This is a genomic window from Salinisphaera sp. T5B8, from assembly GCF_040361255.1.
GTDB lineage: Bacteria > Pseudomonadota > Gammaproteobacteria > Nevskiales > Salinisphaeraceae > Salinisphaera.
The window spans coordinates 1-23,917 of the sequence record NZ_APNG01000005.1; the positions used below are offsets into that span (position 1 = coordinate 1).

At 62.3% G+C, this 23,917-nt stretch carries 20 protein-coding genes; 14 read left to right on the forward strand and 6 right to left on the reverse strand.

Translation table 11 applies throughout. The features are described 5' to 3' along the window. Positions 1-341: 341 nt before the first annotated feature. Both T5B8_RS05710 and T5B8_RS05715 read right to left on the reverse strand, forming a co-directional pair. Positions 342-575 carry a phage baseplate assembly protein V gene (locus tag T5B8_RS05710; protein WP_353177338.1) on the reverse strand — a complete coding sequence of 78 codons (234 nt, stop codon included), beginning with the start codon at positions 573-575 and terminating at the stop codon, positions 342-344. A gap of 3 nt (positions 576-578) precedes the next feature. After that, positions 579-740 carry a hypothetical protein gene (locus tag T5B8_RS05715; RefSeq protein ID WP_353176991.1) on the reverse strand — a complete coding sequence of 54 codons (162 nt, stop codon included), beginning with the start codon at positions 738-740 and terminating at the stop codon, positions 579-581. A gap of 121 nt (positions 741-861) precedes the next feature. Between T5B8_RS05715 and T5B8_RS05720 the strand changes: the two genes are divergently transcribed. Continuing rightward, a complete protein-coding gene (locus tag T5B8_RS05720; RefSeq protein WP_353176993.1) occupies positions 862-1,383 on the forward strand; it encodes a hypothetical protein in 522 nt (173 codons plus the stop codon). Here the strand turns inward: T5B8_RS05720 and T5B8_RS05725 are convergent. Continuing rightward, the gene (locus tag T5B8_RS05725) at positions 1,367-1,825 is read right to left on the reverse strand and encodes a phage virion morphogenesis protein (RefSeq protein ID WP_353176995.1); all 459 of its coding nucleotides are present in this window, start codon (positions 1,823-1,825) and stop codon (positions 1,367-1,369) included. The two genes, T5B8_RS05720 and T5B8_RS05725, sit on opposite strands and share 17 nt — an antisense overlap. 62 nt (positions 1,826-1,887) lie before the next feature. Between T5B8_RS05725 and T5B8_RS05730 the strand changes: the two genes are divergently transcribed. Next, complete coding sequence (locus tag T5B8_RS05730; RefSeq protein ID WP_353176996.1) at positions 1,888-2,682, forward strand: hypothetical protein; 795 nt, start codon at positions 1,888-1,890, stop codon at positions 2,680-2,682. Between the two features lie 242 nt (positions 2,683-2,924). Here the strand turns inward: T5B8_RS05730 and T5B8_RS19985 are convergent, their stop codons facing one another. Continuing rightward, positions 2,925-3,041, reverse strand: a complete 117-nt coding sequence (locus T5B8_RS19985) for a phage tail protein (RefSeq protein WP_502950779.1) — start codon at positions 3,039-3,041, stop codon at positions 2,925-2,927. 184 nt (positions 3,042-3,225) lie between these two features. Here T5B8_RS19985 and T5B8_RS05735 point away from each other — a divergent pair, with 184 nt between their 5' ends. The 10 genes from T5B8_RS05735 to T5B8_RS05780 all read left to right on the forward strand — a co-directional run bounded on the left by T5B8_RS05735 (position 3,226) and on the right by T5B8_RS05780 (position 17,588). Further along, positions 3,226-3,795 (forward strand): ANTAR domain-containing response regulator, encoded by a 570-nt coding sequence (locus T5B8_RS05735; protein ID WP_353176998.1) that lies wholly within the window; start codon positions 3,226-3,228, stop codon positions 3,793-3,795. Positions 3,796-4,127: 332 nt separating this feature from the next. Continuing rightward, the gene (locus tag T5B8_RS05740; protein ID WP_353177000.1) at positions 4,128-5,504 is read left to right on the forward strand and encodes a CmpA/NrtA family ABC transporter substrate-binding protein; all 1,377 of its coding nucleotides are present in this window, start codon (positions 4,128-4,130) and stop codon (positions 5,502-5,504) included. Positions 5,505-5,563: 59 nt separating this feature from the next. Then, positions 5,564-6,931, forward strand: coding sequence for a NarK family nitrate/nitrite MFS transporter (locus tag T5B8_RS05745; RefSeq protein ID WP_353177001.1), 1,368 nt, complete (start codon positions 5,564-5,566; stop codon positions 6,929-6,931). A gap of 10 nt (positions 6,932-6,941) precedes the next feature. Then, positions 6,942-8,210: an NAD(P)/FAD-dependent oxidoreductase gene (locus tag T5B8_RS05750; RefSeq protein WP_502950780.1), complete on the forward strand. Its 1,269-nt coding sequence runs from the start codon at positions 6,942-6,944 to the stop codon at positions 8,208-8,210. Then, on the forward strand, positions 8,210-10,885 hold the full coding sequence (locus tag T5B8_RS05755) for a molybdopterin-dependent oxidoreductase (RefSeq protein WP_353177003.1): 2,676 nt from the start codon (positions 8,210-8,212) through the stop codon (positions 10,883-10,885). The genes T5B8_RS05750 and T5B8_RS05755 overlap by 1 nt, the downstream gene beginning before the upstream one ends. Before the next feature lie 411 nt (positions 10,886-11,296). Further along, positions 11,297-13,234 (forward strand): NirA family protein, encoded by a 1,938-nt coding sequence (locus tag T5B8_RS05760; RefSeq protein ID WP_353177005.1) that lies wholly within the window; start codon positions 11,297-11,299, stop codon positions 13,232-13,234. A gap of 218 nt (positions 13,235-13,452) precedes the next feature. Continuing rightward, the gene (locus T5B8_RS05765) at positions 13,453-15,021 is read left to right on the forward strand and encodes a sulfite reductase subunit alpha (protein ID WP_353177007.1); all 1,569 of its coding nucleotides are present in this window, start codon (positions 13,453-13,455) and stop codon (positions 15,019-15,021) included. Between the two features lie 222 nt (positions 15,022-15,243). Next, a complete protein-coding gene (locus T5B8_RS05770) occupies positions 15,244-15,549 on the forward strand; it encodes an iron uptake protein (protein WP_353177009.1) in 306 nt (101 codons plus the stop codon). A gap of 13 nt (positions 15,550-15,562) precedes the next feature. Next, positions 15,563-17,269, forward strand: coding sequence for a PepSY-associated TM helix domain-containing protein (locus T5B8_RS05775; RefSeq protein ID WP_353177011.1), 1,707 nt, complete (start codon positions 15,563-15,565; stop codon positions 17,267-17,269). After that, positions 17,262-17,588 carry a DUF3325 domain-containing protein gene (locus T5B8_RS05780; protein WP_353177012.1) on the forward strand — a complete coding sequence of 109 codons (327 nt, stop codon included), beginning with the start codon at positions 17,262-17,264 and terminating at the stop codon, positions 17,586-17,588. The genes T5B8_RS05775 and T5B8_RS05780 overlap by 8 nt, the downstream gene beginning before the upstream one ends. Here the strand turns inward: T5B8_RS05780 and T5B8_RS05785 are convergent. Beyond that, positions 17,576-17,839 carry a hypothetical protein gene (locus T5B8_RS05785; RefSeq protein WP_353177014.1) on the reverse strand — a complete coding sequence of 88 codons (264 nt, stop codon included), beginning with the start codon at positions 17,837-17,839 and terminating at the stop codon, positions 17,576-17,578. The genes T5B8_RS05780 and T5B8_RS05785 overlap by 13 nt on opposite strands. 76 nt (positions 17,840-17,915) lie before the next feature. Between T5B8_RS05785 and T5B8_RS05790 the strand changes: the two genes are divergently transcribed. Both T5B8_RS05790 and T5B8_RS05795 read left to right on the forward strand, forming a co-directional pair. Then, positions 17,916-20,090, forward strand: a complete 2,175-nt coding sequence (locus T5B8_RS05790) for a TonB-dependent receptor (RefSeq protein WP_353177016.1) — start codon at positions 17,916-17,918, stop codon at positions 20,088-20,090. A gap of 488 nt (positions 20,091-20,578) precedes the next feature. Next, complete coding sequence (locus tag T5B8_RS05795) at positions 20,579-22,711, forward strand: TonB-dependent siderophore receptor (RefSeq protein ID WP_353177018.1); 2,133 nt, start codon at positions 20,579-20,581, stop codon at positions 22,709-22,711. 290 nt (positions 22,712-23,001) lie between these two features. Here T5B8_RS05795 and T5B8_RS05800 read toward each other — a convergent pair whose 3' ends face one another. Next, positions 23,002-23,904, reverse strand: a complete 903-nt coding sequence (locus T5B8_RS05800; RefSeq protein WP_353177020.1) for a PHP domain-containing protein — start codon at positions 23,902-23,904, stop codon at positions 23,002-23,004. Positions 23,905-23,917 lie beyond the last annotated feature (13 nt).

Here is a 23,917-nt window from a genome sequence, read left to right on the forward strand (position 1 = left end):
CGCCGCTTCTTACACCCGCGTCCCGCTAATCTGCGATGAACCTTTTTTTATGGATGCTGGGCGGGGAACCGGTCCGGGTTCGAGCCCTTCGGTTCGACGAGCGAGCACTGCTCGCGAGAACCGGGGCGCGTAGCGCCACGGGTCCCGAAGGGGGTGAGCGTCGTCAGCCGCGAATCATCCGTAGGCGAATGCGCCTCGGGCAGCTAGATAAACCAATCCAATCAGAAATCGCCTGCATCTAAAGCTAGCTTGGTGAAGGGCAGCAGACCCGTAGCTAGTCGGAATCGGATATGTCGCGTGGCCAGATAGCCACGGCCTCGAGGCGATTACGCTACTGCCTTTTAAGGCGACGTTAGTTTTGCATCCCTCGTCGCACTGAGGGAGATCGTGCTTTGCAAACGATGCGCGGCGTGGTCGTATTCAATGACCGCGCCGTCCGGGTAGGTACGACGGCATAGGTTTGGATCGTCGGACGGCGCTGGGTGCGTGTTGCTGAATATGCCGGTGACGATCAGACCAGTAGCGGGGTCGCCGCCGGGGCTAAACAGCATGCATTGTTTGCCGTTCGTGGGCAGATTCTAGTCGCCGGTTGTACGTGCGCGGTGTTCGGGCCAAGGCAGCCATTCGGTGAGCAGGTCGCCGTCGTGAAGCGGCACGGCGCTTGCAGTGTCGACGTCGGCGATGGTGCCGACGCGCACGAGGTTATGGATGAGGCGGTAGGCGTCGGCCAGGCTTTGCATGTGCCTATGCTGACGGTGGGGCGTTGGGTGTTTGAGTTGGGGGCGCTGTTAGACGTGCACTGACAGCGGGCGCTCGATTTCTGTCAAAGTTCAGCGGGTATGCGCATAAAGGGAGACTGGTTTGGCTTGGGACAAAATCGTCGAGCGGGTCGAGAAATCAACCTTGCTTGCCACAGCGGTTTGTATTGGCACTGGGATACCGCTGATTGGCCACTTCGTATCGGAATCGCTCTTTCCGTTGCCTCCTCCGGAATTGGTATGGTTGCTGTGGCTTGTTTTCGGTACGTGCACAACGTTAGTGCTAGTCGCCGCAGGACGAAAAGCCATCGCTTGGGTGAAAAAGCACCGACAGTCTTCTCGTAAAAAGGCACAGCGCGGTGTACTTACGGAGGACCATATGATCGTACTTGTGGTTGCCGCCCATCATCATGAGAATGGTAGCTGGGATAGCGAGGAGCTTCGCCGTGAGTTGTCTCGAATGTCCGGCGAAGACTTGAACCGTTTTGACGTCATTAATTGGCTCGACGATTTATGTAAAGCCGATTATGTGACGAAATTTCTAGGCACGTACATGCTTACCGAAGAAGGTCGCCAGGCGGCAGCACGCCATAGCGCAGAAGTTCGTGCTAGTCGATCGGCATGATATGGCGCAGCACGCTGCTACGCACGAGTTCCACGTCGCCGCCAGCAAAGCCGAGTAAGCGACGGGCGGGGTAGGCAACGCGCGGGCCGTTACGGTTGACCATCGCGGTTCGGCCTTCCTGGTGGTCGCGCGCGATCTTTGCGACGCGCCCGGTGAAGCCAACGGTGAGGCCGTCGCTGTCTATTTTGATCTTCATGTATTTCGCTGTGCGAATCTCACTGGACATGGCGCGGAGTCGTATCGCGCCTTGTTTGCGGCGATTCTGGGGCTTGCGCGGGGCGTAGGGTATGCCGTCCGGGTTGCGTTGGGATTCGATCCGCTGGGCCTGGCTGCGACGGAGGTCGCGGGCGACGCGGCGGGTGAGTTGGCGGCGTTCGCTGCGGGAGAGCTTGGCGAGTAGGGGCTCGACCCAGTCTTTCAGGGCTTGGAGTTCGTCTGTCATGAGGCTTGCACCTTGCGGACCGGGCAAACAGGATAGGCTGAGCATCTGAAACGAGTGGGCCGATGAGCGTATCCGACGATCTGCGTCAGTTGATTGATGGCAGCGGCCACAACTTCCATGCCCGTGTCGCGCGTTGGTTTGTGGATAACGGCTGGGAAGTAACGATCAGTCCGTATTACATGGATCAATCGCACCAGAAGGCGCGCGAGGTCGATCTCGTGGCGGAATGGGTGTTGCCTGATAAGAGGAGACGTCCGCGGGGACTTGGCATCGGTAACTACGACGTGGGCGTTCGGCTTTTCATCGAGTGCAAGTTTGTGCCGAGCCTCACCGTGTTCTGGTTCGCGAAAAAGAAGAGAGACAATGCGCGGCGGCTCGTGAGCGCCGAGGGGCAATTTCCGAGTGACCCTCGGGAAATCGTGGTGCACCACTATCTCGACGAGTCGCTTCGCGTGGCCAAATTGTTCCAGACCAAATCTCACAAGGGTGGGCAGGCGATGTCGGAACAGCAAGATCCGTTTTACAAAGCGCTCAACCAAGTACTGCACGCGTCTTTCGCGATGCAAGGGCGGGCCGGAGATGCCTCGTTCGGCGGTAAGGTTCCGAACACGGTGCTTGAGTTTCCGGTGATTGTCTGTGGCGGGTTCGACCAACTGTATCGAGTCGATTTCTTTGGAGAAGGCGAACAAGAGCCCGAGAAAATCAACAAGAATTTCCAGCTGGAGGTTCAATACGCCTATCACGGTTCGCCCAACGAATACCGGTTGATTGATGTGGTTGATATTGATCGTCTTGACGCCTTTCAGCAGTCGATCGTCCAAGACGCGATGACCGCTTATGAGTTCAACCGCTATTGAATAATTGCTGGATGCCGTCGCTTCGAGGAACTCCATCGACATGATCGTAGGCTTTCCATTGAGCGATCAGACGATAGTCTTTAGCACCCGGGTCGCGTAGATAAATTTTCCATTGGTCTGGGCCGCATAGCGCCTCGGGGTGCGCCGGCATTCGGTGCTCGTTATGAATCTCGCTGGCGGCGCAGTCCGCGGTAGCCGCCACGCGTTCAGTGAGCGTGACGGTCAGCGCTAAGTCCCATGTTTCATTCTGCGTCGAAGCGCACGGCTTCGTCGGGCCTGAGGTCGGGCTCGTAGATGCAAAGCCAGTTCACCAGCGGAATGATGACTGTGTCGATGGCGCCGCTGTAGTCGGTAACCACGATCCGGGCCGGGGGCGAGGCCGGGGCTGCGCTCCAAAGGGGCGAGCGGCGCCGGCCGCGAGTGATCGATAAGCAAATGCACGTTAGGCCGCGGGCCTCGGCCGTGTTGTGGTTCGAGTTTGACGCTCGCCAATGGCACGTTTGTTGCTCCAATGCAGACGTGGATCGTCCATGAGACACGGACATGCGTGTGTTGCTCGTAGATCGCCATTCGGCTCGCTTGTCGACGCTTCGTGCCGTCATCGAGCAGGCCGGCTTCGAGGTCGTCGATGTGCTCGACGAGGACGCCGATCTGTATGCGGCGGTCGAACGCCATGCGCCCGATGCGATCGTGGTCGGCGCCGAGTCGCCCTCGCGCGACGTGCTCGAGGATCTGGCCACGTTCGGCGAGCGTTATCCCAAACCACTGTTGATGTTGTCTTCGAAAGACGATCGCCGGCTCATGGCGCAGGCGTCCGAGGCCGGTATCAGCGCCTATGTCATGGAGGGGCTCTCGCCCGCGCTGGTGCGCTCGCTCGTGGACGTGGCGATGCGTCAGTACCGACAGATGGAGTCGCTCAAGCGCGAACTGGCCGAAACCCGGGAAACCCTGGCTGATCGCCAGGTGGTCAATCGCGCCAAATGCCTGCTCATGGAGCGCAGCGCGATCAGCGAAAAACAGGCCTATACGCGGCTGCGCAAGACCGCCATGGACCGTGGACTGCCGTTGCCCGAAATCGCGCGCCAGCTCATGGTTCATGCGGCCAACGAGTGACGCCGCGGCTGCACGAATAGAGTGCGATTGTGCACTGCGAAACGTCGATGCGGGTCATAGCGGCGTCGTGTTCGCTTCGGCTGGCGCATTCCGTTCGATGGGCAAGTACATGAACTGAAATGGAAGCGCACACTGCCGGTATTAGGTGGCACGGTTTTCGCTTGGATAAGCCCCGAGTGCGATAGCGCGAACGATCGCGACGCACGACACAACCCGATCAGGACAACGAAGTCCGGCATGCCGCGTGGCGCATCTCGCCACGCAGGCAGCCGGGCTTTTTTTATGCGCGAAAAACGGGCCCGCAGTGGCGGGTGGAAAAAGGACGCAAAGCGATGACCAACTGGCACGAAGCAACATTCGGACGTATGCCCCATGCGGTGGATCCATGCGTGGAGCGGCCCCGGCTCAAGCTGGGTTTTATCGCGCTCAATGACTGTGCGCCGTTGGTGATGGCCAGGGAGGCCGGCTTTTTTGCCGCTGAAGGGCTGGATGTAACCCTGTCGCGCGAATCCTCTTGGGCGGCGATTCGCGACAAGGTGGCGCTCGGTCTGTTCGATGGCGCGCAGATGCTGGCCGGTATGCCGATTGCGTCGACCCTCGGCGTGGGGGCCGCGCCGCATGCCATGGTCACCGCGGTATCGTTAGGGCTGAACGGTAATGCGATCACCGTCTCCAACGCGTTGTTCGAGCGCATGCAGGCGCTGGATTCGCAGGCGACGTTGTCTCGCCCCTGTTCCGCCCAGGCACTGCGCAAGGTGATCGAGGCCGATCGCGCGGCCGGGCTCGCGCCAATGACGTTCGGCATGGTGCACCCGACCTCGGCGCACAACTACCAGCTGCGCTACTGGTTGGCCGCGGCCGGTATCGACCCCGACCGCGATGTGCGCCTGATCGTCGTGCCGCCGGCGCGCATGGTGGCCAATCTGCGCGCCGGCAGGTTGGCCGGTTATTGCGTGGGCGAGCCTTGGAACCAGATGGCGGTACGCGCGGGCTTGGGCAGGGCACTGATCACCGGCTACGAAATCTGGAACAACGCCCCGGAAAAAGTGCTGGGTGTCACCCGCGAATGGGCCGAGGCCTATCCGCGTACCCACCGCGCGCTGGTGCGCGCGATTGTACGTACCGCGGCGTGGCTGGATAGCCACGACAACCGCGAAGCTGCGGCCGACATCATTGCCGCGCCCGGCTATGTGGACGCGCCGGCGGAAGTCATCCGGCGCACCCTGTCCGGGCGGTTCTGCTATCAACCCGGGGCGGCGCCGCGCCCGGCACCGTTTTTCAACGTGTTTCATCGGCATGCGGCAACGTTTGCGTGGCGTTCGCATGCGATGTGGTTCATCGCCCAGATGCTGCGCTGGGGCCAGCTCGGCGAAGCGGTGGATATCGCCGCGACTGCGGACTGCGTGTATCGCCCGGACATCTATCGGGAGGCGGTACAGCCGCTTGGCATCGCTTGCCCGGCCGGCGATCACAAGATCGAAGGCACGCACAGCCAGCCCTGGTCGCTTGCGGCCAGCGACGGTCGGCGTATCGCCATGGCCTCGGATCGGTTTTTCGACGGCGAAATTTTCGATCCGGGCGACGTCATGGCCTACCTCACAGCCCATGCGCCGCGCCTCGAACCAGCGCTATACCGGCGTCTGCAGGCGCTCAATTCGCCCCTCGCGGCGTGCGTCGAAGGGATGCCAAAAACCGCGGCGACCCACTGATGCGCCTGTGTAACCCCTTGTCTCTGCTTACCGATTTCATCCGCTGGAGCGCCTGAATCATGGAACTTGCCAATAAAGCGACCCGCATCCGCCTGTTCGATTTCAAATCGGTACAGATGCGGGCCTTCCACATGAGCTGGCTGGCCTTTCATCTGTGTTTCTTCGGCTGGTTCGGTATCGCGCCGCTCATGGCGGTGGTGCGTGAAGACCTCGGGCTGGACAAGTCCCAGATCGGTTCGACCATCATCGCCTCGGTGGCGATTACGGTGCTGGTGCGCCTGCTCATCGGCCCGCTGTGCGACAAGTTCGGTCCTCGAAAGACTTACTCGTCGCTGTTGATTCTGGGCTCGATCCCGGTGATGTGTATCGGTTTTGCCGACAGCTTCGAGAGCTTTCTGCTGGCGCGGCTGTGTATCGGCGCAATCGGCGCGTCGTTCGTGATTACCCAGTACCACACGTCGGTGATGTTCGCGCCCAATATCGTGGGCACGGCGAATGCCACCACCGCGGGCTGGGGCAATCTCGGTGGCGGGACCACCCAGATCGTCATGCCGCTGATCTTTGCCGCTATCGTATCGCTGGGGGTGAGCGAAACGCTGGGCTGGCGTCTGGCCATGGTGGTGCCGGGCGTGATTCTGTTTGCGCTGGGTATCGCGTACTGGAAATTCACCCAGGACGCGCCCGACGGCAACTATTCGGACTTGCGCGCGGCCGGCAAGATCCCCGAGGCCAAGGATGAAAACAGCGGCTGGTCGAGCTTTCGCAAGGCGGCGAAGGACTATCGGGTCTGGGCGCTGTTCGTGGTGTATGCCGGCTGCTTCGGTGTCGAGCTGACCATCAACAACGTCGCCGCCATCTATTTCTTCGACAACTTCGAAGTGAATCTGGAAACCGCGGGACTCATCGCCGGCCTGTTCGGCCTGATGAACATCTTCGCGCGCACCATGGGCGGCTTCTTTTCCGATCTGTCGGCCCGCTACATGGGCCTGAACGGGCGCGTGCGCTTTCTGTTTCTGGCCATGTTCATCGAAGGCATTGCCCTGATTGCGTTTTCGCAGATGGAGGTGCTCGCCGCCGCTATCGCCACCATGATCGTGTTCAGCCTGTTCGTACAGATGTCCGAAGGCGCGACCTTCGGTCTGGTGCCGTTCATGAACAAAAAGGCGCTGGGCGGTGTGAACGGCATCGTGGGTGCTGGCGGCAATGCGGGCGCGGTACTGGCCGGCTTTCTGTTCAAGAGCGAATCGCTGTCCTACGGCCAGGGGCTGATGATTCTCGGCTGTGCGGTGATCGTATGTTCGTTCTTCGCCTTCTTCGTGCGTTTCTCGGCCGAGGTGCTGGCCGAAGAAAAAGCGGCCTTTGATACGGCCTCGGCCGGCGACGACCCGATCAAGGTTCGTGGCAGCGATTCGCCGGAACCGGCATAGGGGCCGCGCGGTGAGCGATAACGCGACCCAACCAAAACTCGATCTCGTGGTCATCGGCAACGGCATGGCTGGCGTGCGCGTGCTCGAAGACCTGCTGGACGCCGCGCCGGAGCGCTACAACATCACCGTGTTCGGTGCCGAGCCGCATGCCGGCTACAACCGCATCATGCTTTCGCCGGTGCTCGCGGGCGACAAGGATTTCGCCGAAATCGAAACCCACGGTCGCGACTGGTACGAAGACCACGACATCACCCTGTATACCGGCGAAGCCGTGGTCGATATCGACCGGCGCCGACGCATGGTGGTCTCCGAATCCGGGCGTGAGATCGGCTACGACCGGCTGCTCATGGCCACCGGTTCCACGCCGTTCATTCTGCCCGTGCCCGGCCACACGCTCGATGGCGTGATCAGTTTCCGTGATATCGGCGATGTTCATCGCATGGTCGAGGCCAGTACAAACGGGGGCAAGGCGGTGGTCATCGGCGGCGGCCTGCTGGGCCTCGAAGCCGCCTATGGCCTGCACAAGCGCGGTATGGACGTGACCATCGTGCATCTGATGGAAACGCTCATGGAGCGCCAGCTCGACCCGCGTGCGGCCGAGCTGTTGCAGTACTCGCTGGCCCAGCGCGGGCTGTCGTTTCGCATGGGCGCCAAGACCGCGGCCATTCTCGGCGACGAAAACGACCAGGTGACCGGCCTGCGTTTCGACGATGCCGACGACTCGGAGCTTGCGGCCGACATCGTGGTGATGGCGGTGGGCATCCGGCCCAATGTCGAACTGGCGAAAAAAGCCGGTCTGCATTGCGAAAAGGGCGTGGTCGTCAACGACACCATGCAAACCTACGATCCGCGTATCTATGCCGTGGGCGAGTGCGTCGAACACCGCCAGGCCGTCTATGGGCTGGTCGCGCCGTTGTGGGATCAGGCCAAGGTCTGTGCCAATCATCTGGCCTATCGCGGCCATACCCAATACGAAGGCTCTGTGACTGCCACCCAGCTCAAGGTTACCGGCATCGATGTCTATTCCGCCGGCGATTTCTCCGACAGCGAGGACAGCGAGGCGCTGGTGTTCTCCGATCTGCGCCGCGGCGTGTACAAGCGCATCGTACTGCGTGACGACCGTATCGCCGGTGTCGTGCTCTATGGCGATACCCGCGACGGCGGCTGGTATTTCAAACTCATGCGCGAAGGCGTGGATGTATCGGGCTTTCGCGATCTGCTGTTGTTCGGCCAGGCCTATGTAGCGCAGCAGGAACCGATCGACGCGGAGGCCGCGTGATGAGCGCCGTGACCACACGTACGACCTGTCCCTACTGCGGTGTGGGCTGCGGGGTGAATGCCATCGTCGAAGACGATGCGGTCAGTGTGGCCGGCGACGATGCGCATCCGTCCAATCGCGGCCGTCTATGCTCCAAGGGCACGGCCCTGGCCGATACCGTGGGCCTGAATGATCGGCTGCTGTATCCCATGGTGGATGGTCGGCGGGCGAGCTGGGACGACGCGCTCGATGAAGTCGCGACGCGCTTTGGCGAGATCATCGCCGAGCACGGCCCCGACGCGGTGGCGTTCTATGTCTCCGGCCAGCTGCTCACCGAGGATTACTACGTCGCCAACAAGCTGATGAAAGGCTATATCGGCTCGGCGAATATCGATACCAACTCGCGGCTGTGCATGTCGTCGGCGGTGGCCGGCCACAAGCGTGCCTTCGGCGAGGACGTGGTGCCCGGCTGCTACGAAGATCTGGAGCTTGCAGATCTGGTGGTGCTGGTCGGCTCGAATACGGCCTGGTGTCATCCGGTGGTCTACCAGCGCATCGTCGCGGCGCAGGAAGGGGATGCCAACAAGAAACTTGTCGTGATCGATCCGCGCCGTACGGCGACCGCCGACGGGGCCGATTTGCATCTTCCGCTGGCGCCCGGTACCGACGTCCACCTGTTCAACGGATTACTGGCTTATCTGGCCGGCCAGGGCATCGAAAGCGATCTGCGCGGTGCCACGGAGGCGGTCGCCGAAGCGCAGCCAATGGGCGATATCGAGGCGGTGGCCGAAGCCTGCGGCGTGGACGCCGAAACTGTTGCCGCCTTCTTCGCGCTATTCGCAAAAACCGAACGTACGGTGACGGTGTTTTCTCAGGGCGTGAACCAGTCCTCGGCGGGGACGGACAAGGTCAACGCCATTCTCAATTGCCATTTGCTGACCGATCGAATCGGCAAGCCAGGCGCCTGTGCGTTCTCGATCACCGGCCAGCCCAATGCCATGGGCGGGCGCGAGGTCGGCGGGTTGTCCAGCACGCTGGCCGCGCATATGGGCTTCGACGCGGCGGAGCGAGTGCAACGTTTCTGGGGCTCGCCGGCCATTGCTGACGAACCGGGACTCAAAGCCGTCGAGCTGTTCGAGGCGATCGAGCGCGGCGAGATCAAGGCGGTGTGGATCATGGCCACCAACCCGCTGGTGAGCCTGCCGCATGCCGATCGTGCCCGGCGCGCGCTCGCGGCCTGCGAGTTCGTGGTGGTATCGGATTGCATACGGCATACCGATACGGTCGACCGTGCCCACGTACTGCTGCCTGCCGCAGCCTGGGCAGAAAAAAGCGGCACGGTGACCAACTCCGAGCGCATTATTTCCCGCCAGCGTTCGTTTTTGCCCATGCCGGGGGCGGCGCGTGCCGATTGGGACATCATCTGCGATGTGGCCCGCCGGATGGGGTTTGCCGAGGGCTTCGCCTTCGATAGCGCGGCCGCGATCTTTCGCGAGCATGCCGCGCTGACCGCCTTCGAAAATGACGGCGAGCGCGTGCTCAATCTCGACGGCCTGGCCGAGATCGACGACGCTGAATACGACGCCCTCGAACCCGTGCGCTGGCCGGTGCATGCCACCCAGGCGCTGCGTGCGGTGGGCGCGATGGCCGCCGAACAGGACAGCCGACGTCTGTTTGTCGACGGGGTGTATCCCACCGCCGATGGCAAGGCGCATCTGGTAGCGGTCACGCCGCGCGGCCCGGCCCATGCGGTCAGCGAACAATGGCCGCTGGCACTCAATACCGGGCGCATACGCGATCACTGGCACACCATGACGCGTACCGCCAAGTCGGCCCGCCTGTCGGCCCATATTCCCGAACCGTTCGTGGAGGTACATCCCGCCGATGCCGAACGCTACGGCGTGGTCGACGGGGCGATCGCGACCGTCTCGACGGCGTGGGGCCAGGCCCATGTGCGGGTGATTGTGACCGGCGCGCAGCGGGCGGGCACGCTGTTCGTGCCCATGCACTGGAACGACCAGTTCGCCGCGCGAGCGCGCGTCGGCGCGCTGGCCAATCCGGCGGTCTGCCCGATTTCGGGCGAACCCGAATTCAAGCATACGCCGGCCGCGATCGCGCCCTTCAAGGCTGCCTGGCACGGCTTCATTCTGGCCAGCCGGCCGCTGCTATTGGCCGGTGAGGCGAGCATCGACTACTGGGTGAAGGTGCCGGGCGAGCGTTTCTATCGCTACGAAGTCGCCGGCCTGCACTTGCCCGGCGACTGGGCGACGACTGCACGCAGCTGGATTGGCGTGGGCGGGCGCACGGCCGACTGGATGGAGGCCGCGGACGCGAAAGCCGGCCACTATCGCGCCGCGCATATGGATGCCGGGCATATCGAAGCCTGTGTATTCGTCGCCCCCGAGCCGGCTGCACTGCCCGAACGCAGCTGGCTGGCCGGGCTGTTCACCGGCGAACCGGTCGACGAGGCCGAGCGTATCGGCCTGCTGGCTGGCCGGCCCGCTGACCCGGGTGCCGATCCGGGCCCGCAGGTCTGCTCCTGTTTCGGCGTGGGCCGCAACACGATTCTGCGCGCGATCAACGAACAGGGGCTGGGTTCAGTTGCGGCCGTCGGCAAGGCGCTCGACGCGGGCACGAACTGTGGTTCCTGCAAGCCCGAAATCGCCGCGCTGATTGCCGAAGCGGGCGAAGAATGACGACAAGGGTGTTTATTAGCAGACGCCACCGTCCAAGTGGATTAAATAAAAGACGTTTTTCCGCAGATCGACACAGATTTACGCAGATAAAACAGGAAAGACGAGAACCATCGCGAGCGAATGGACAGATGAGAACAGATGGAAAAGTTTTTGTAGAAGAAAGGATGGTCGTCCGGAACGCCCTGTTGCGCTCGCGGCCGGTGGGTTCTTACAGCCGCTGTGCCATTCGCGTTTATTCGCGTTCATTTGCGGACGATTTCTTCGTTCATCGCTTGCCCGCGAACGAATTCAATCGATCCTCGCGAACCGACATTCGCGGTCGGTTGCGTCCTTTATCTGCGTAGACCGGCGTTGATCCGCGGATGACGCCTTCAAGAACACGACTCGTGATTTAACGATTCGGAGCCCAACATGACCGACCAGAGTTTCGACGAAGAACAGCAGCGCTATCTCAAGGGCGTGACCGCCGGGCTGCATATCGCCCGCGGCGTGCCCGGCATGACGGGGCTGACCACCGGCAAGCGCCTGCGCCCCGACGATTTTCATTCGCAGGCGCGCATTCGTGCCCAGGCGATGGGCGGCGAGCTGACCAGCCAGGAACAGGCCAAGGCCGATCTCAACCCCAACGACATGTGGGACGAGATGGTGCAGCTGGCCAACGCCGGCGAATACCCCAAGGGCGAAGACGTCTTCCTGATGAAGGGGCGCGGCATGTTCTATGTCGCGCCCAATCAGGACAGTTACATGTGTCGGCTGCGTATGCCGGGCGGTATTTTCTCGTCCCACCAGTTTCGGGCCGTGGCGGATCTGGCCGAAACCTACGGCGGTAGCTATACCCATGTCACCACGCGCGCCAATCTGCAGATTCGCGAGATCGGTGCTAAGGATCCGGTGAACGTACTCAGCGGCCTGGCCGACGTCGGCTTGATCGTGCAGGGCTCGGGTGGCGACAACATCCGCAACATCACCGGCAGCCCGCTGGCCGGCATCGATCCGGACGAGCTGATCGATGTCACGCCCTACTGCAAGCAGATGCACCACCATATCCTCAATCATCGCGAGCTCTACGGGCTGCCGCGCAAGTTCAATATCGCGTTCGACGGCGGGGGGCGTATCAGCGCGCTGGAAGGCACTAACGACATCGGTTTTTCGGCGGTGCTGCCGAAAGCCGACGGCCCGCTGCCACGCCGGCCGTATTTCCGGATGGGGCTGGGTGGCATTACCGGGCACAAGGATTTCGCCCGCGATACCGGCGTCATGCTCAAGCCGGAGGAATGCGTGCCCGTGGCCCATGCGGTGCTGCACGTATTCCTGGCCAACGGGGATCGCACCAGCCGTGACAAGGCCCGGTTGAAATATGTGCTCGATCGCTGGGGCTTCGACAAGTTCATGCGCGAGGTCCAGAAGCAGCTGCCGTTCACTTTGCGGCGTTATCCGCTGTCGCGCTGCGAAGCCCGGCACCCGGTCGAAAAAGCGGGCCATATCGGTATTCACGACCACGGCGACAATAAACAGTACGCTGGCGTCGTGCTGCCGGTTGGCAAGCTCACCGTGAAACAGATGCACGGTCTGGCGGATCTGGCCGATCGCTATGCCGATTCGAAGATGCGTACCACCGTCTGGCAGAACCTGGTGCTGGGCAACGTCGACAAGTCCGACATGGACGCGCTGGTCAGCGGTATCGAGCAACTCGGCCTGCATGTGAACGCCAGCCCCGCGCGTACCGGCATGGTGGCCTGTACCGGCAGCTTTGGCTGCAAGTTCGCCAACGCCGAAACCAAGGGCAACGCGCTCAAGCTGGTCGACCATCTCGAAGCCAAGCTGGATCTCGACGAGCCGCTCAATATCCATATGACCGGCTGTCCGAATTCCTGTGCCCAGCATTATGTGGGCGATATCGGCCTGCTCGGTGCGCGCGTGGCCGACCCGGACGCCGACGATCCGGAAGAGGCCGATCAGGTCGATGGTTTCCATGTCTATATCGGCGGCGGCTACGAAAGCGAGGAAGGTATCGCCCGCGAGCTGGCAAGCTCGATTCCGGTCGTACACCTGAACGCCTATCTCGAAAATCTGCTCGGTCTGTATCTGGAAGAGCGCCACGACGGCGAGCGCTTCGTTGCCTTTGCACGCCGCCAGGACATCGACGAGCTGCGAGAGCGCCTCGCCCAGCGCTCGGACAAGGCAGCCGTGGCGCAAACCGAATCCGAGGAAAAAGCCTATTCCGAAGCCGAGGCCCAGGCCGATACGCCGGAAGAGGTCAAAACCGAGCGCGACGAAGCCGCGACGGATGACTATGACCGTAGGCCCGAGGATTCCGATTCTGAAACCGATGAGCAGACAACGGCTTGAGGGCCGAGTCCTTTAAGACATTTAACCGCAGATCGACACAGATTTACGCAGATGAAGACAGTCCGAGATCGAGAATCGGTACGACCGGATATGTAATTTGCGCTAGTTAGCGCCGATTTGCGGCTTCATCTCATTTTTCTCCCGGTATTGATCTGCGTGAATCTGCGTAGATCTGCGGAAAACAAAGAACGCTCTCGTAAACACAACGAGGTAACCCCATGCCCACACAAGTCGATTTGATTCCCGAAGACGCGCCGTTCGAGGCCGAACAGCGCGAGTGGCTCAACGGCCTGATATCGGCGCTGGCCGGCTGGGAAGGCTCGCTCGGTGGCGCCGAGCAGGGCGGCGGTGAGGCCAAGGAATCCTTCCCCTGGCACGATCCGGGCCTGGAGATGGACGAGCGTATGGAGCTCGCCGAAGGCAAGCCGCATGAACGCCAGCTCATGGCCGCCATGGCCCAGCTCGACTGCGGACAGTGTGGCTATCTTTGCAAGACCTATGCAGAAGCCATCGCCTTCGAAGGCGAGGATCTCAACCGCTGTGTGCCGGGCGCCAAGGAAACCGAACGCAAGCTCAAGGAGCTGGTGGCCGAGCACGAGGCGGCCAAGGGCGGCGCGAGCGAAGAGGAAGACAAGCCCAAACCCGAACCCAAGCCGAAGAAGAAGGCGCCGCTGGGCACGCGCGACAACCCCTACATGGCCAAGCTCAAGTCGAGCACGCCGCTCAACGCTGAAGGCTCGAGCAAGGACACCCGCCATGTGGTGATCGACCTCGGGGATTCCGGCATCGAATACGAGGCCGGGGATTCCATGGGCATCTATCCTGAGAACGACCCGCGCACCGTGGACGCCATTCTTGCCGATATCGATGCCTCCGGCGGGGAAAAGGTCAAATCCCACGACGGCGAAAACAAGCTGCTGCGCCAGGTGCTGCTCAAGGACGTCGATATCACCAAGCCCAGCGACGATGTCGTCTCGGTGCTGGCAGAATCCGCCACCGATGCGGATGAAGCCGAAGATCTGCGCATGCTCGCCGAGCGCGGGGTGGAAGAAGGCCAGACTTTGCTGGAAATCGTACGGGTCTACCCGAGTGCCCGGCCGAAATTACAGGACATGGTCGATGCGCTCGGCCCGCTCCAGCCGCGGTTGTATTCGATTGCCTCCTCGTCGCGGCAGTACCCAAACGAAATCCATACCACGGTCGCGGTGGTGAAGACGGCCGTGTATGGGCGCGGTTACAAGGGGGTGGCATCGACGTTCCTAGCCAAGCGTCTTTCGCGCCACGGTGAAGTGCCGATGTACATCCAGCCCAGTCAGGAATTTCGGGTCAACAAGGATCCGGACCATCCGGCGATCATGATCGGCCCCGGCACCGGCATCGCCCCGTTCATGGCGTTTCTGCAGGAACGCGAGGCGCGTGGCGACGCGGGCAAGAACTGGGTGTTCTTCGGCAACCCGGAATCAGCCAAGGATCATATCTACAAGGAACAGCTGGAAAAATGGCGCGGCAGCGGGCTGATCAGTCGGCTTACGCTGGCGTTTTCGCGCGATCAGAAGGAAAAGGTCTACGTACAGAACCGCATGCGTGAACAGGGCCACGAATTTTGGGCCTGGCTGGAAGCGGGTGCGGTGATCTATATCTGTGGCGACGCCGAGCGTATGGCCAAGGATGTCGACAAAGCCCTGCACGATATCGTGGCCGAGCAGGGCGGCATGAGCGAAGCCGAAGCCCGGCGCTATGTGGAAACGCTAGCCTCCGAGCATCGCTATCTGCGCGACGTGTATTGAAGATATTCTCGGCACGCTGGTGTCGCGGCCAATACTCGGATTACCAGTGCGTATTTTGCGCCGACCTTTCCGCGAACGACCCTTTGAACCCGCAATTCCCGCGCGCTTGCGCCCTTGATCGATACAAATGATAATGGTTCTCATTCTATAATCGATGCCCAAAGACGGCGTGGCAGGGCATGCATTGCCCAAAGCGCAATCGCAGGCGCCGGAGTTCGAACCATGGCTATCCCGATCCGTTTGTCGCGCCACTGGGCCCTGACGGCTCGTGTCGCCGTCGCGACGGTGGGCGGCTATGCCTTCACCTGGGGTTTCGTGGCGTTGGTTACCAGTACGCTGTTCCTGGCCGGGCTCGATTTCCATGACGCCGAAACGCTGGCACTGCTGAGCGCGTTTCTCGTCTATCTGGGGCTGTTTCTTTGGGCGTTTGTGGCGCCGAGCCTGGTTCGTGTGGGCACCGTATTCGCAATGGGCGCCATCCTGATGACCGGCGCCGCCTGGGGCCTGCAACAGACGATACTTGGCTAGGGAGGGGAGGGTCGTGTTCGCAAACTTCCGGCAGGCGATGACGTGGCTGCACACCTGGTTCGGTCTGGTGCTGGGCTTCGTTCTGATGGCGTGCTTTTTCTTTGGCGCGCTGTCGGTTTTCGACCGCGAGATCGATCGCTGGTCGCTGCCGGACACCCGTTTCGGTGCCCAGCCCATGCCGTCGTTCGATCGCATGCTCGAGCCGGTGTTCGAACGCCTCGAACCGCACCCGATCGACATGGCGGCCACCGCGAAGCGTGTGGTGGGTGATCTGCCGCCGCCCGGGACCATGACGCTCGAATCGCTCTATGCCTACACGACGCATCGTGATCCGGTGCTGCGCGTCGGCGGCGAATTCGGCATACCCAACGAACCCCTCGATCCGACGGATGACCATCTGCATGTTCACGGTTGGGCCACGGTGGACCCGCGTACCGGCGAAAAACTGCCGGACGACCAGCTCAAGATCGGCAGCGAATTCTTCTACCCCATGCACTACAGCCTGCATCTGGACTGGAAGAATCTGGGCATATGGATCGTGGGTCTTGCCGCGTTCACGATGCTCGTGGCGCTGGTGACCGGCGTGGTCATGCACCGCAAGATCTTCAAGGAATTTTTCACCTTCCGGCCGCAAAAACGCACCCTGCGCAGCGCGCTGGATCTGCATAACCTCACCGGTGTCGTGGCGCTACCGTTTCATTTCTTCTTCGCGTTCACCGGGCTCGTCATCTTCGCGAGCGCCTACTATTTTCCTGTATCGCATACCCTGCTCGAGCCGCTGCACGAGCGCCACGAGATCGCCGAGGCCGAACGTACCGGCTTGCCGCACGAGGCGGCCGGTGTCGATGCGCCGCTCGGGTCGGTGGATGCGATGGTGGCCGAGGCCAAGCGGCGGTGGGCCGAGCGCGACATGGCCGGTGAGGTCGGCTTGTTGACGATCAACCATCTGGGGGATGCCAACGGCTACGTCAGCGTCTATCGCGCGGGCACCGATCGCGTCGCACTCGTCGGCGAGGCGATCCATTTCGACGCCAGTAGCGGCGATGTGATTCTGGAAGCGCCGCCGCGCTCTAGCGTCGGCGCCATCAACGCGTTTCTCACCGGGCTGCATCTGCAGCATTTCAAACACTGGCTGCTGCGCTGGCTCTACGTGGTGGGCGGACTGCTCGGCTGTGTATGCATCGCCACCGGTTTCATCTTCTTCGTGGAAAAGCGCAAGACGAAGCACGCCGAGTCCGGGCAGCTGGGCAGCCGCGTCGTGGACGCGCTGGCGGTGGTCACGGTGACCGGCATGGTGGTCGCCACGGTCACGATGCTCCTGGGGAATCGGCTGCTGCCGGCCGAACTGCCCGCCCGCGGCGCCTGGGAGATGCGCATTTTCTGGGGCGCCTGGCTGCTGGCCGTGGTGCACGCGGCCTTACGGGCCGGCGGTGCCGGATCGGTGCGCATCAACCCGGCCTGGCGCGAACAGTGCTGGGCGATCGCGGCAGTGGCCACCACTGCGGTGGTCGCGAACTGGATTACCACGGGCGACCATCTGATCCGGACCGTGTTTCTGGAACCGTACTGGCCGGTGGCCGGTGTCGACCTAAGCCTGATAGCGAGCGCCGTGGTCGCAATGTGGGCCGCACGCAAACTGGCGCTACGCGAACGCATGGCTGCACGGCCCGCTGAAACGGCGCGCCAGCATCGATCCCGGACGGGCATGGTGCATGGCTGATTGGCTCTGGCTGACGGTGGCCGTAGTGCTCTCTTGGGCAGGCATGGGTTGGTTCGCGCTGGCCAAGCCCGGTCATTGGCAACAGGTTTTTGCGGCCTCGGCTGGATCTCCACCCCGCTGGATTCTTCGGGTACTCGCAACGGCCGCGGTGATCGGCGCCGGCGCCTGCTGTATCCGGGCGGATCACCCGAGCATTGCGGTGCTGGTGTGGATTATGCTCGCCAGCGCCGCCGGCGTCGCCGTGGCGATGATGCTATCCCGCCGGCCCGATCTTCTTCGGCTCCTCTGGCCTCTGGCGCCGCGCGTTCACGATAGATAGCCCGCGGTTTGCGTGCGCCGTTGCCCGGTGCGCAGTGCGATCACCCGCGACGACATCAGGCCACGAGATACCGTCGAGCTATCGAGGCGACGGACCGTTGTGTCATCGATCAGTACATTGAGCCGGCGGACCGTCGGGTGCCGCTCGAAGACCGCTCGAATATCAGCTGAATCAATGAGCTGGTTCGCCGCGCCGGGGTCGTGACAGTTGCGCTCGAATCGATTCCAATAGAAAATGAGAATCAATCGCATTTGAGCGCAATCATTATCGCGCCGGCGTTAGCCGCTGGTCGCGTCGAGGCTTTTGCTTACCATTGGGGACAAACACATGACTTTTATCGACAACGCGCGCTGCGGCGCGGGGATGGCGTTGTGCGTCGGCACGCTTTGTGCCACGACGGTGGCAGCGCAGGCACCCGACACGGCCCGCGAGGAGGCATCGCTTGGCACGATCAGCGTAACCGACGAGGCCTTGGCCGGCGGCGATGCGTTGTCCGCGCCACGCGCCGGCGGACAGGTTGCTTCGGGCGGTCGTCTTGGCGTGTTGGGCCAGAAGGAAGCCATCGATGTGCCGTTTTCCGTGGTGAGCTTCACTGACGAATTGGTGCGCGAGCAGCAGGCCGATACGGTCGCGGACGTGCTGCTCAACGACGCCGCGGTGCAAAGCACGTTCGGGTTCGGCAACTACGCGGAACTGTTTGTCGTGCGCGGCTTCCGCCTTGGCGGCGAGGATGTCTCGTTCGGCGGCCTGTACGGCGTGTTGCCGCGCCAGATCGTGAACACGAACTTCGTCGAGCGCGTCGAGCTGTTCAAGGGGTCCAACGCCTTTACCAACGGTGTAACGCCGAGTGGTACCGGCGTCGGCGGCGCGATCAACCTCGAACCCAAGCGTGCCGATGACGAGCCGCTGACCCGTGCCCGTGTTGGCTACGAGTCGGACAGCATCGGCGAATACGCCCTGGATGTTGGCCGCCGTTTTGGCGACGACGACCAGTTCGGCGCGCGCGTGAATCTGGAATACGGCAGCGGCGATACCGCTATCGACGACGAACACCGGCGCGCGCGGTCGGCCTCGGTCGGCCTGGACTGGCAAGGCGATCGTGCCCGGGCATCGCTCGACGTCGGTTATCAGAAACAGGCTATCGACGGGGGCCGTTCCGTGGTTTATACCGGCGCCGGTCTCGACACGGTTCCGGACGCGCCGGATGCCTCGACGAATTATGCGCCCGGCTATACATTCAGCGACCTCGAGACCGTGTTTGCCATGGCGCGCGCCGAATACGACCTCACCAACGACTGGACGGTCTACGGCGGCGTGGGGGCCAACGATACCGACGAACTGGGTGAATACGCCTCGCCGACCGTCACCGATACCGACGGCAGTGCCACGGCCGGCCGGCTGGGCGTGCCCTTCGAGGCGAAGGCGTTCGCCGGGCAGGCGGGTGTGCGCGGTCAGATCGATACCGGACCGGTCAGTCACCAGATCAACCTCGGCTACTCCGGCTACTACCGCAAGACGTCGACGGCGTACACCTTTGCCGGTGCTCAGCCGACCAATATTTATGATCCGGCGGACCTCGATTATCCGCCGACGACGTTCTCCGGCGGCGATCTCGACGACCCGAACGTACGCAGCCGCACCCGCGCCGATGGCGTGGCCCTGTCCGATACGCTGGGTTTCATGGACGATCGCCTGCTGGTGACGGTCGGCGCCCGCTATCAGGACATCGAGGTCAGAAACTATAGCTATGCCGGCGAGCTCGACCGCAACAACCTGCCCAGCGACGACAAGATCTCGCCGGTCTACGGTGTCGTGTACAAGCTGCGCAACGATGTCGCTGTCTATGCCAATCACATCGAGGCATTGCAGCCGGGCGAAGTCGCGCCGACCGCGGCGGTGAATGCCGGCCAGAGTATTGGCATCGCCGAGTCCAAGCAGAACGAAGTGGGGATCAAATACGACACCCGGCGTCTGGGCGCGAGCCTGGCGCTCTACGAAATCGAGCAGCCGAATGCCGCGCTCGATAACAGTGGCGTGTTTCGCTATATCGGCGATCAGACGAACCGCGGCGTCGAAGTTGCGCTCAACGGCGAGCCGGTCGACGGCCTACGCCTGATATCGAGCGCGACGCTCATCGACACCAAGCTCTCCGGCACGCAGGACGGGGCGAACGACGGCAACGATGCCGTGGGCGTACCGGGATACCGGGTCGTGCTTGGCGGCGACTGGGACCTGCCCGACACCGAAGACTGGACGGTCAACGCGCGCGCCATTCGTAACGGCTCGCAGTACGTGGACGCCGCCAACGATCTCAAGGTCGACGGTTGGACACGCTTCGACCTGGGGCTGACCTATCGCAGTGAGATCGCCGACCGGGATGTGACGTGGCGCGCGCGCGTGGAGAACGTCGCCGATGAGAACTACTGGGCATCGGCCCAGGGCGGCTATCTCGTTCAGGGCGAGCCGCGTACGTTCAAGCTTTCTGCCACCGTGGATTTCTAGACAAGGCATGGACAGGGGGTCGGTCGAGCGCGCATCGCCGCGTGCTCGACCCTCTCACCCGAAGCCAGCAGGGCGCAGCGGGTCGGCGATGCCAACGTAAACCGAAACATAAGAAGAGGGCAGGGCCGCCGGCTCGGCGTAGTAGCCAGCAACGACTTCACAGACGCACGCGCCGGTCCTCCGACCAAAATCAGAAAGTCAGGAATTAACAACGTATCGTTCAGTGTTCGCAGCGATATCCGTCGTGGGGCGTTGACGTCCTCCAATATGTTTTAAAGAATCTTAGTGAGAATCGTTCGTAATTACATTGACACGCACGAGAGCCCCGCTTAATGTCTAAGACCGATACTTGAGCGCGAGGGGACGCGTTCGATGACGCAGCCGGGGGATACGAGGGGGCCGTCTTGATCTGTCTGAATAGCCGTACAAGCCGCTTCTGCTTGGCCAATCCTCGGGATACGAGATTCTCAAATTTTGGATTGTCAACTATGGCTCACGGAAAAAACCGGCTGATGCCGGCACGCGCGCGTTGTGCGCATATCACGACTCTGGCTCTTTGCGGCACGACGGTGGCCGCACTGCCCGTATGCGGCCTGGCCCAGCAGGATGGTTCGGTGGACAACGGCGACCCGTCCCAGTATCGCCTTGCGCCGGTGATCGTGAATGCTGGCGTCCTACCCGACGATAACCGGGAGACCACCGTGGCCCGCGAACTCTGGATGGGCGGCAAGGTGGCCACCAGTATCCAGGACACGCCGGCTTCCGTTTCCGTGATCACGGAGAAGGAAATCGAGCAGCGCGACGCCAATACGACGGAGCAGGTCCTGCAATACACCCCCGGCGTGGTCACGGATTACTACAGCACCGACGATCGCAACGACTATTTCCAGATTCGCGGCTTCCAGGCCACGACCTACCGCGACGGCCTGACCCTCGGTTCGATGCGCGGCGTGCGCGAGGAACCCTTTGCCTACGAGCGCATCGAGGTGCTGCGCGGCGCGAACTCGACGCTGTTCGGCCCGGCGGATCCGGGCGGCTCCGTCAACTTCGTGAGCAAACGGCCGAAGTTCGAAAGCTTCGGCCTGGGTTATCTGTCCTACAGCTCGTTCAACAGCAAGGAAGTCGGCGTGGACGTCGGCGATACGCTCAACGAGGATGAGACCCTGGCGTATCGTTTCGTCGGCAAGTTCAAGGACGGCAAGCGCGAGTACGATTATTCGGAAGACGATGATCAATTCGTGCTCGGCGGCATCACCTGGGAGCCGAGCGCCTACACCTCCGCGACGTTCATCTTCGATTATCTGGACCAGGACAATACGCCGAACAGCGGCGGGTACCCACTCGACCGGGAGTACAGCCGCAACGATTTCTTCGGCGAGCCCGGCTTCAACTACCATGATGTTGAACGCACCAGCGCGACGGGTCTGTTCACGCACGATTTCGACAATGGGCTGACGCTGCAGGCGAATGCGCGCTACAGCGATCTGACTGACGACTTCGGCTATGTGTACCTGACGGATTCCCCGGCGCGCGCCGGTACGGTCGTGGATCGCGATTATTTCGGCACCGATAGCGAAGCCGAGGAACTGATCGGTAACGCCATCCTGCAATACGACATCAGTTTCGATCATATCGACAGCAGCACGCTGGCCGGCGTCGAGTACCGGGACGCGTCCACCGAAGACAGTTCCATCTACGGCAATGCGGATCCAATCGATATCGCCGATCCCGAATTCGGGGGCGCGCCGGAAAACCTCACGGTCTTCAGCGCCAACGATCAGGACTTCAAGACCCAGTCGGTTTTCGCCACCCAGAATCTGTCGTTCTACGATCGTGTCGTGGCCACGGCGGGTATCCGCCACGACTGGCTGGACCTGGCGAGTACCGATTTAAGCGGTGTGCGTACGTCGGATGATTTCTCCGAAACCTCGGTTCGTGGCGCGCTTACCTACAAGTTCACCGAGCAATTGTCTGCCTATATCAGCCAGGTGGAGTCGGTCGCGCCGCCGACCATTGGCGTCGAGCCCGAGCGCGGCGAGCAGTACGAAATCGGCGTGAAATATGCGCCGCGCGGGATGAACGCGCTGTTCTCGGCTGCGATCTACGATCTGAGTCGGGAAGACATCACGATCGCCGTGGTCCAGGACAGCGGGGTCATCGAGCGCGAGACCATCGGTGAATCCCGTGCGCGGGGTCTCGATCTCGAAGCCAAGGCCGAGCTGACGGCTAATCTGAGCGTAACCGGCGGTTATTCCTATCTGGATGCGGAAGTGATTCGCGGCACGCTTCGCGACGGGACATCGCTCGAAGGCAACGAACCCGCGATCGCCCCCGAGCATACCGCCAAGCTCTGGGCGTTCTACAGCGTGCCGCGCATCGACACGAGTTTCGGTCTCGGCGCCCGCTATACCGGCTCTTACTACTTCGATGCGGCCAACACCAACGAGAGCGACGCGGCGACTCTGTTCGATGCAGCGCTGACTCATGTGTTGAGCGAAAACACCGATATCACGGTCAATGTGCGCAACCTGCTGGACGAACAACACGTTGTGGGCTCCGGCACCTCGGACTTCTACAACGATGGGCGCGAGATCACGGCCCGGCTGAGCTATCAGTGGTAAGACGCATTTGAGATCGATGCCCTGGCGGCCCCGGGCGTCGGTTTTGGAAAAAGTGTAACGCCAGTTCTTTTTCAAGCGGCTCCTCAATCCGGTCCACGGGGCAAGCCCTGAATGACAGGGCGCCGCGTCGATGCACAGGTGTACGTCGGATCGTTGCCTCGGTTTGCTCGAGCGCGTCATACGCTGGCACGGAGCCGGCCTCCGATGTCCGGCTGGCCGACCGTCGCGTATCGACGATTTAACGGGGGACCGTATCGAACGCGGTTAATGACGTGGGCGCGAGGAGGTATTCAAGACAAAGCGTCATCCATGCCATCTTGGCTACCTCTTCGGCTTCTAAGCTGCGACGCGTCGCTTGGCGCTTCAGAGAAGCGCGGGTCCCTCCAGATCGGTTGCGTATTTGCGGGCAGGGCGCGCAGGCGGCCGAGCCCGAGCCAGAATTGTTCCGGCGCATGGAAATCGGAACCCACCGAGCCGACGAGCCCGTGCTGCGCGGCGTCGCGCGCGGCGGTGACTTCCTGCTGCCGATCCGTGGTCCCGGTACAGATTTCCAGTGCGTCGCCGCCGGCGTCGGCAAAGGCCGCGATCGCGCGCTGGCGCCAGGCACCCGAAAAGCCGTAGCCGAACGGATGAGCGAGTACGGCAATGCCGCCGGCTGCATGCAGCCAGCCGATCGCGGATTCCAGTGCGGCCCATTCGATCGCGGCATGGGCATCGCGGCCCGGCCGCAGATGTTTCTTGAATGCCTGGTGGTTGTTACGGCAAATGCCGTCCTCGATCAGCAGGCGGGCGAAATGCGGTCGTGTGATCTGGCCGTCGCCGGCCATTGCCTGTGCACGGGCCATTGCGTCGGTAACGCCGAGCTTCTCGATCTTGGCTGCGATGCGTGCCGCGCGATCGCGCCGCGCCTTTTGCAGCGTCGCCAGACCGTTGACCAGCGATGGATTGCGGCTGTCGAACGCCAGGCCGACGACGTGCAGGGTTCGTCGCTGCCAGGTAACCGAAATTTCGACGCCGTTGATGAACGTCATGCCGTGCGTATCGGCGGCGGTTCGGGCCTCGTCGAGGCCGTCGACGGTGTCGTGATCGGTGAGCGCGAAGGTCGTCACGCCGGCTTCGGCTGCGCGTGCGGCGAGCGCGGTCGGCGTCAGGCGGCCGTCGGAGCAGGTGGAGTGGGCGTGGAGATCGATCACGCGTGTATGGTCG

What these genes read in the sequence shown, in the direction of transcription:
- T5B8_RS05715 (WP_353176991.1), bottom strand. Translation starts at nt 740, where the DNA reads ATGCAAAGCCTGGCCGACGCCTACCGCCTCATCCATAACCTCGTGCGC.
- T5B8_RS05725 (WP_353176995.1), bottom strand. Translation starts at nt 1,825, where the DNA reads ATGACAGACGAACTCCAAGCCCTGAAAGACTGGGTCGAGCCCCTACTC.
- T5B8_RS05730 (WP_353176996.1), top strand. Translation starts at nt 1,888, where the DNA reads ATGAGCGTATCCGACGATCTGCGTCAGTTGATTGATGGCAGCGGCCAC.
- T5B8_RS05735 (WP_353176998.1), top strand. Translation starts at nt 3,226, where the DNA reads ATGCGTGTGTTGCTCGTAGATCGCCATTCGGCTCGCTTGTCGACGCTT.
- T5B8_RS05740 (WP_353177000.1), top strand. Translation starts at nt 4,128, where the DNA reads ATGACCAACTGGCACGAAGCAACATTCGGACGTATGCCCCATGCGGTG.
- T5B8_RS05745 (WP_353177001.1), top strand. Translation starts at nt 5,564, where the DNA reads ATGGAACTTGCCAATAAAGCGACCCGCATCCGCCTGTTCGATTTCAAA.
- T5B8_RS05755 (WP_353177003.1), top strand. Translation starts at nt 8,210, where the DNA reads ATGAGCGCCGTGACCACACGTACGACCTGTCCCTACTGCGGTGTGGGC.
- T5B8_RS05760 (WP_353177005.1), top strand. Translation starts at nt 11,297, where the DNA reads ATGACCGACCAGAGTTTCGACGAAGAACAGCAGCGCTATCTCAAGGGC.
- T5B8_RS05765 (WP_353177007.1), top strand. Translation starts at nt 13,453, where the DNA reads ATGCCCACACAAGTCGATTTGATTCCCGAAGACGCGCCGTTCGAGGCC.
- T5B8_RS05770 (WP_353177009.1), top strand. Translation starts at nt 15,244, where the DNA reads ATGGCTATCCCGATCCGTTTGTCGCGCCACTGGGCCCTGACGGCTCGT.
- T5B8_RS05780 (WP_353177012.1), top strand. Translation starts at nt 17,262, where the DNA reads ATGGCTGATTGGCTCTGGCTGACGGTGGCCGTAGTGCTCTCTTGGGCA.
- T5B8_RS05785 (WP_353177014.1), bottom strand. Translation starts at nt 17,839, where the DNA reads ATGCGATTGATTCTCATTTTCTATTGGAATCGATTCGAGCGCAACTGT.
- T5B8_RS05790 (WP_353177016.1), top strand. Translation starts at nt 17,916, where the DNA reads ATGACTTTTATCGACAACGCGCGCTGCGGCGCGGGGATGGCGTTGTGC.
- T5B8_RS05795 (WP_353177018.1), top strand. Translation starts at nt 20,579, where the DNA reads ATGGCTCACGGAAAAAACCGGCTGATGCCGGCACGCGCGCGTTGTGCG.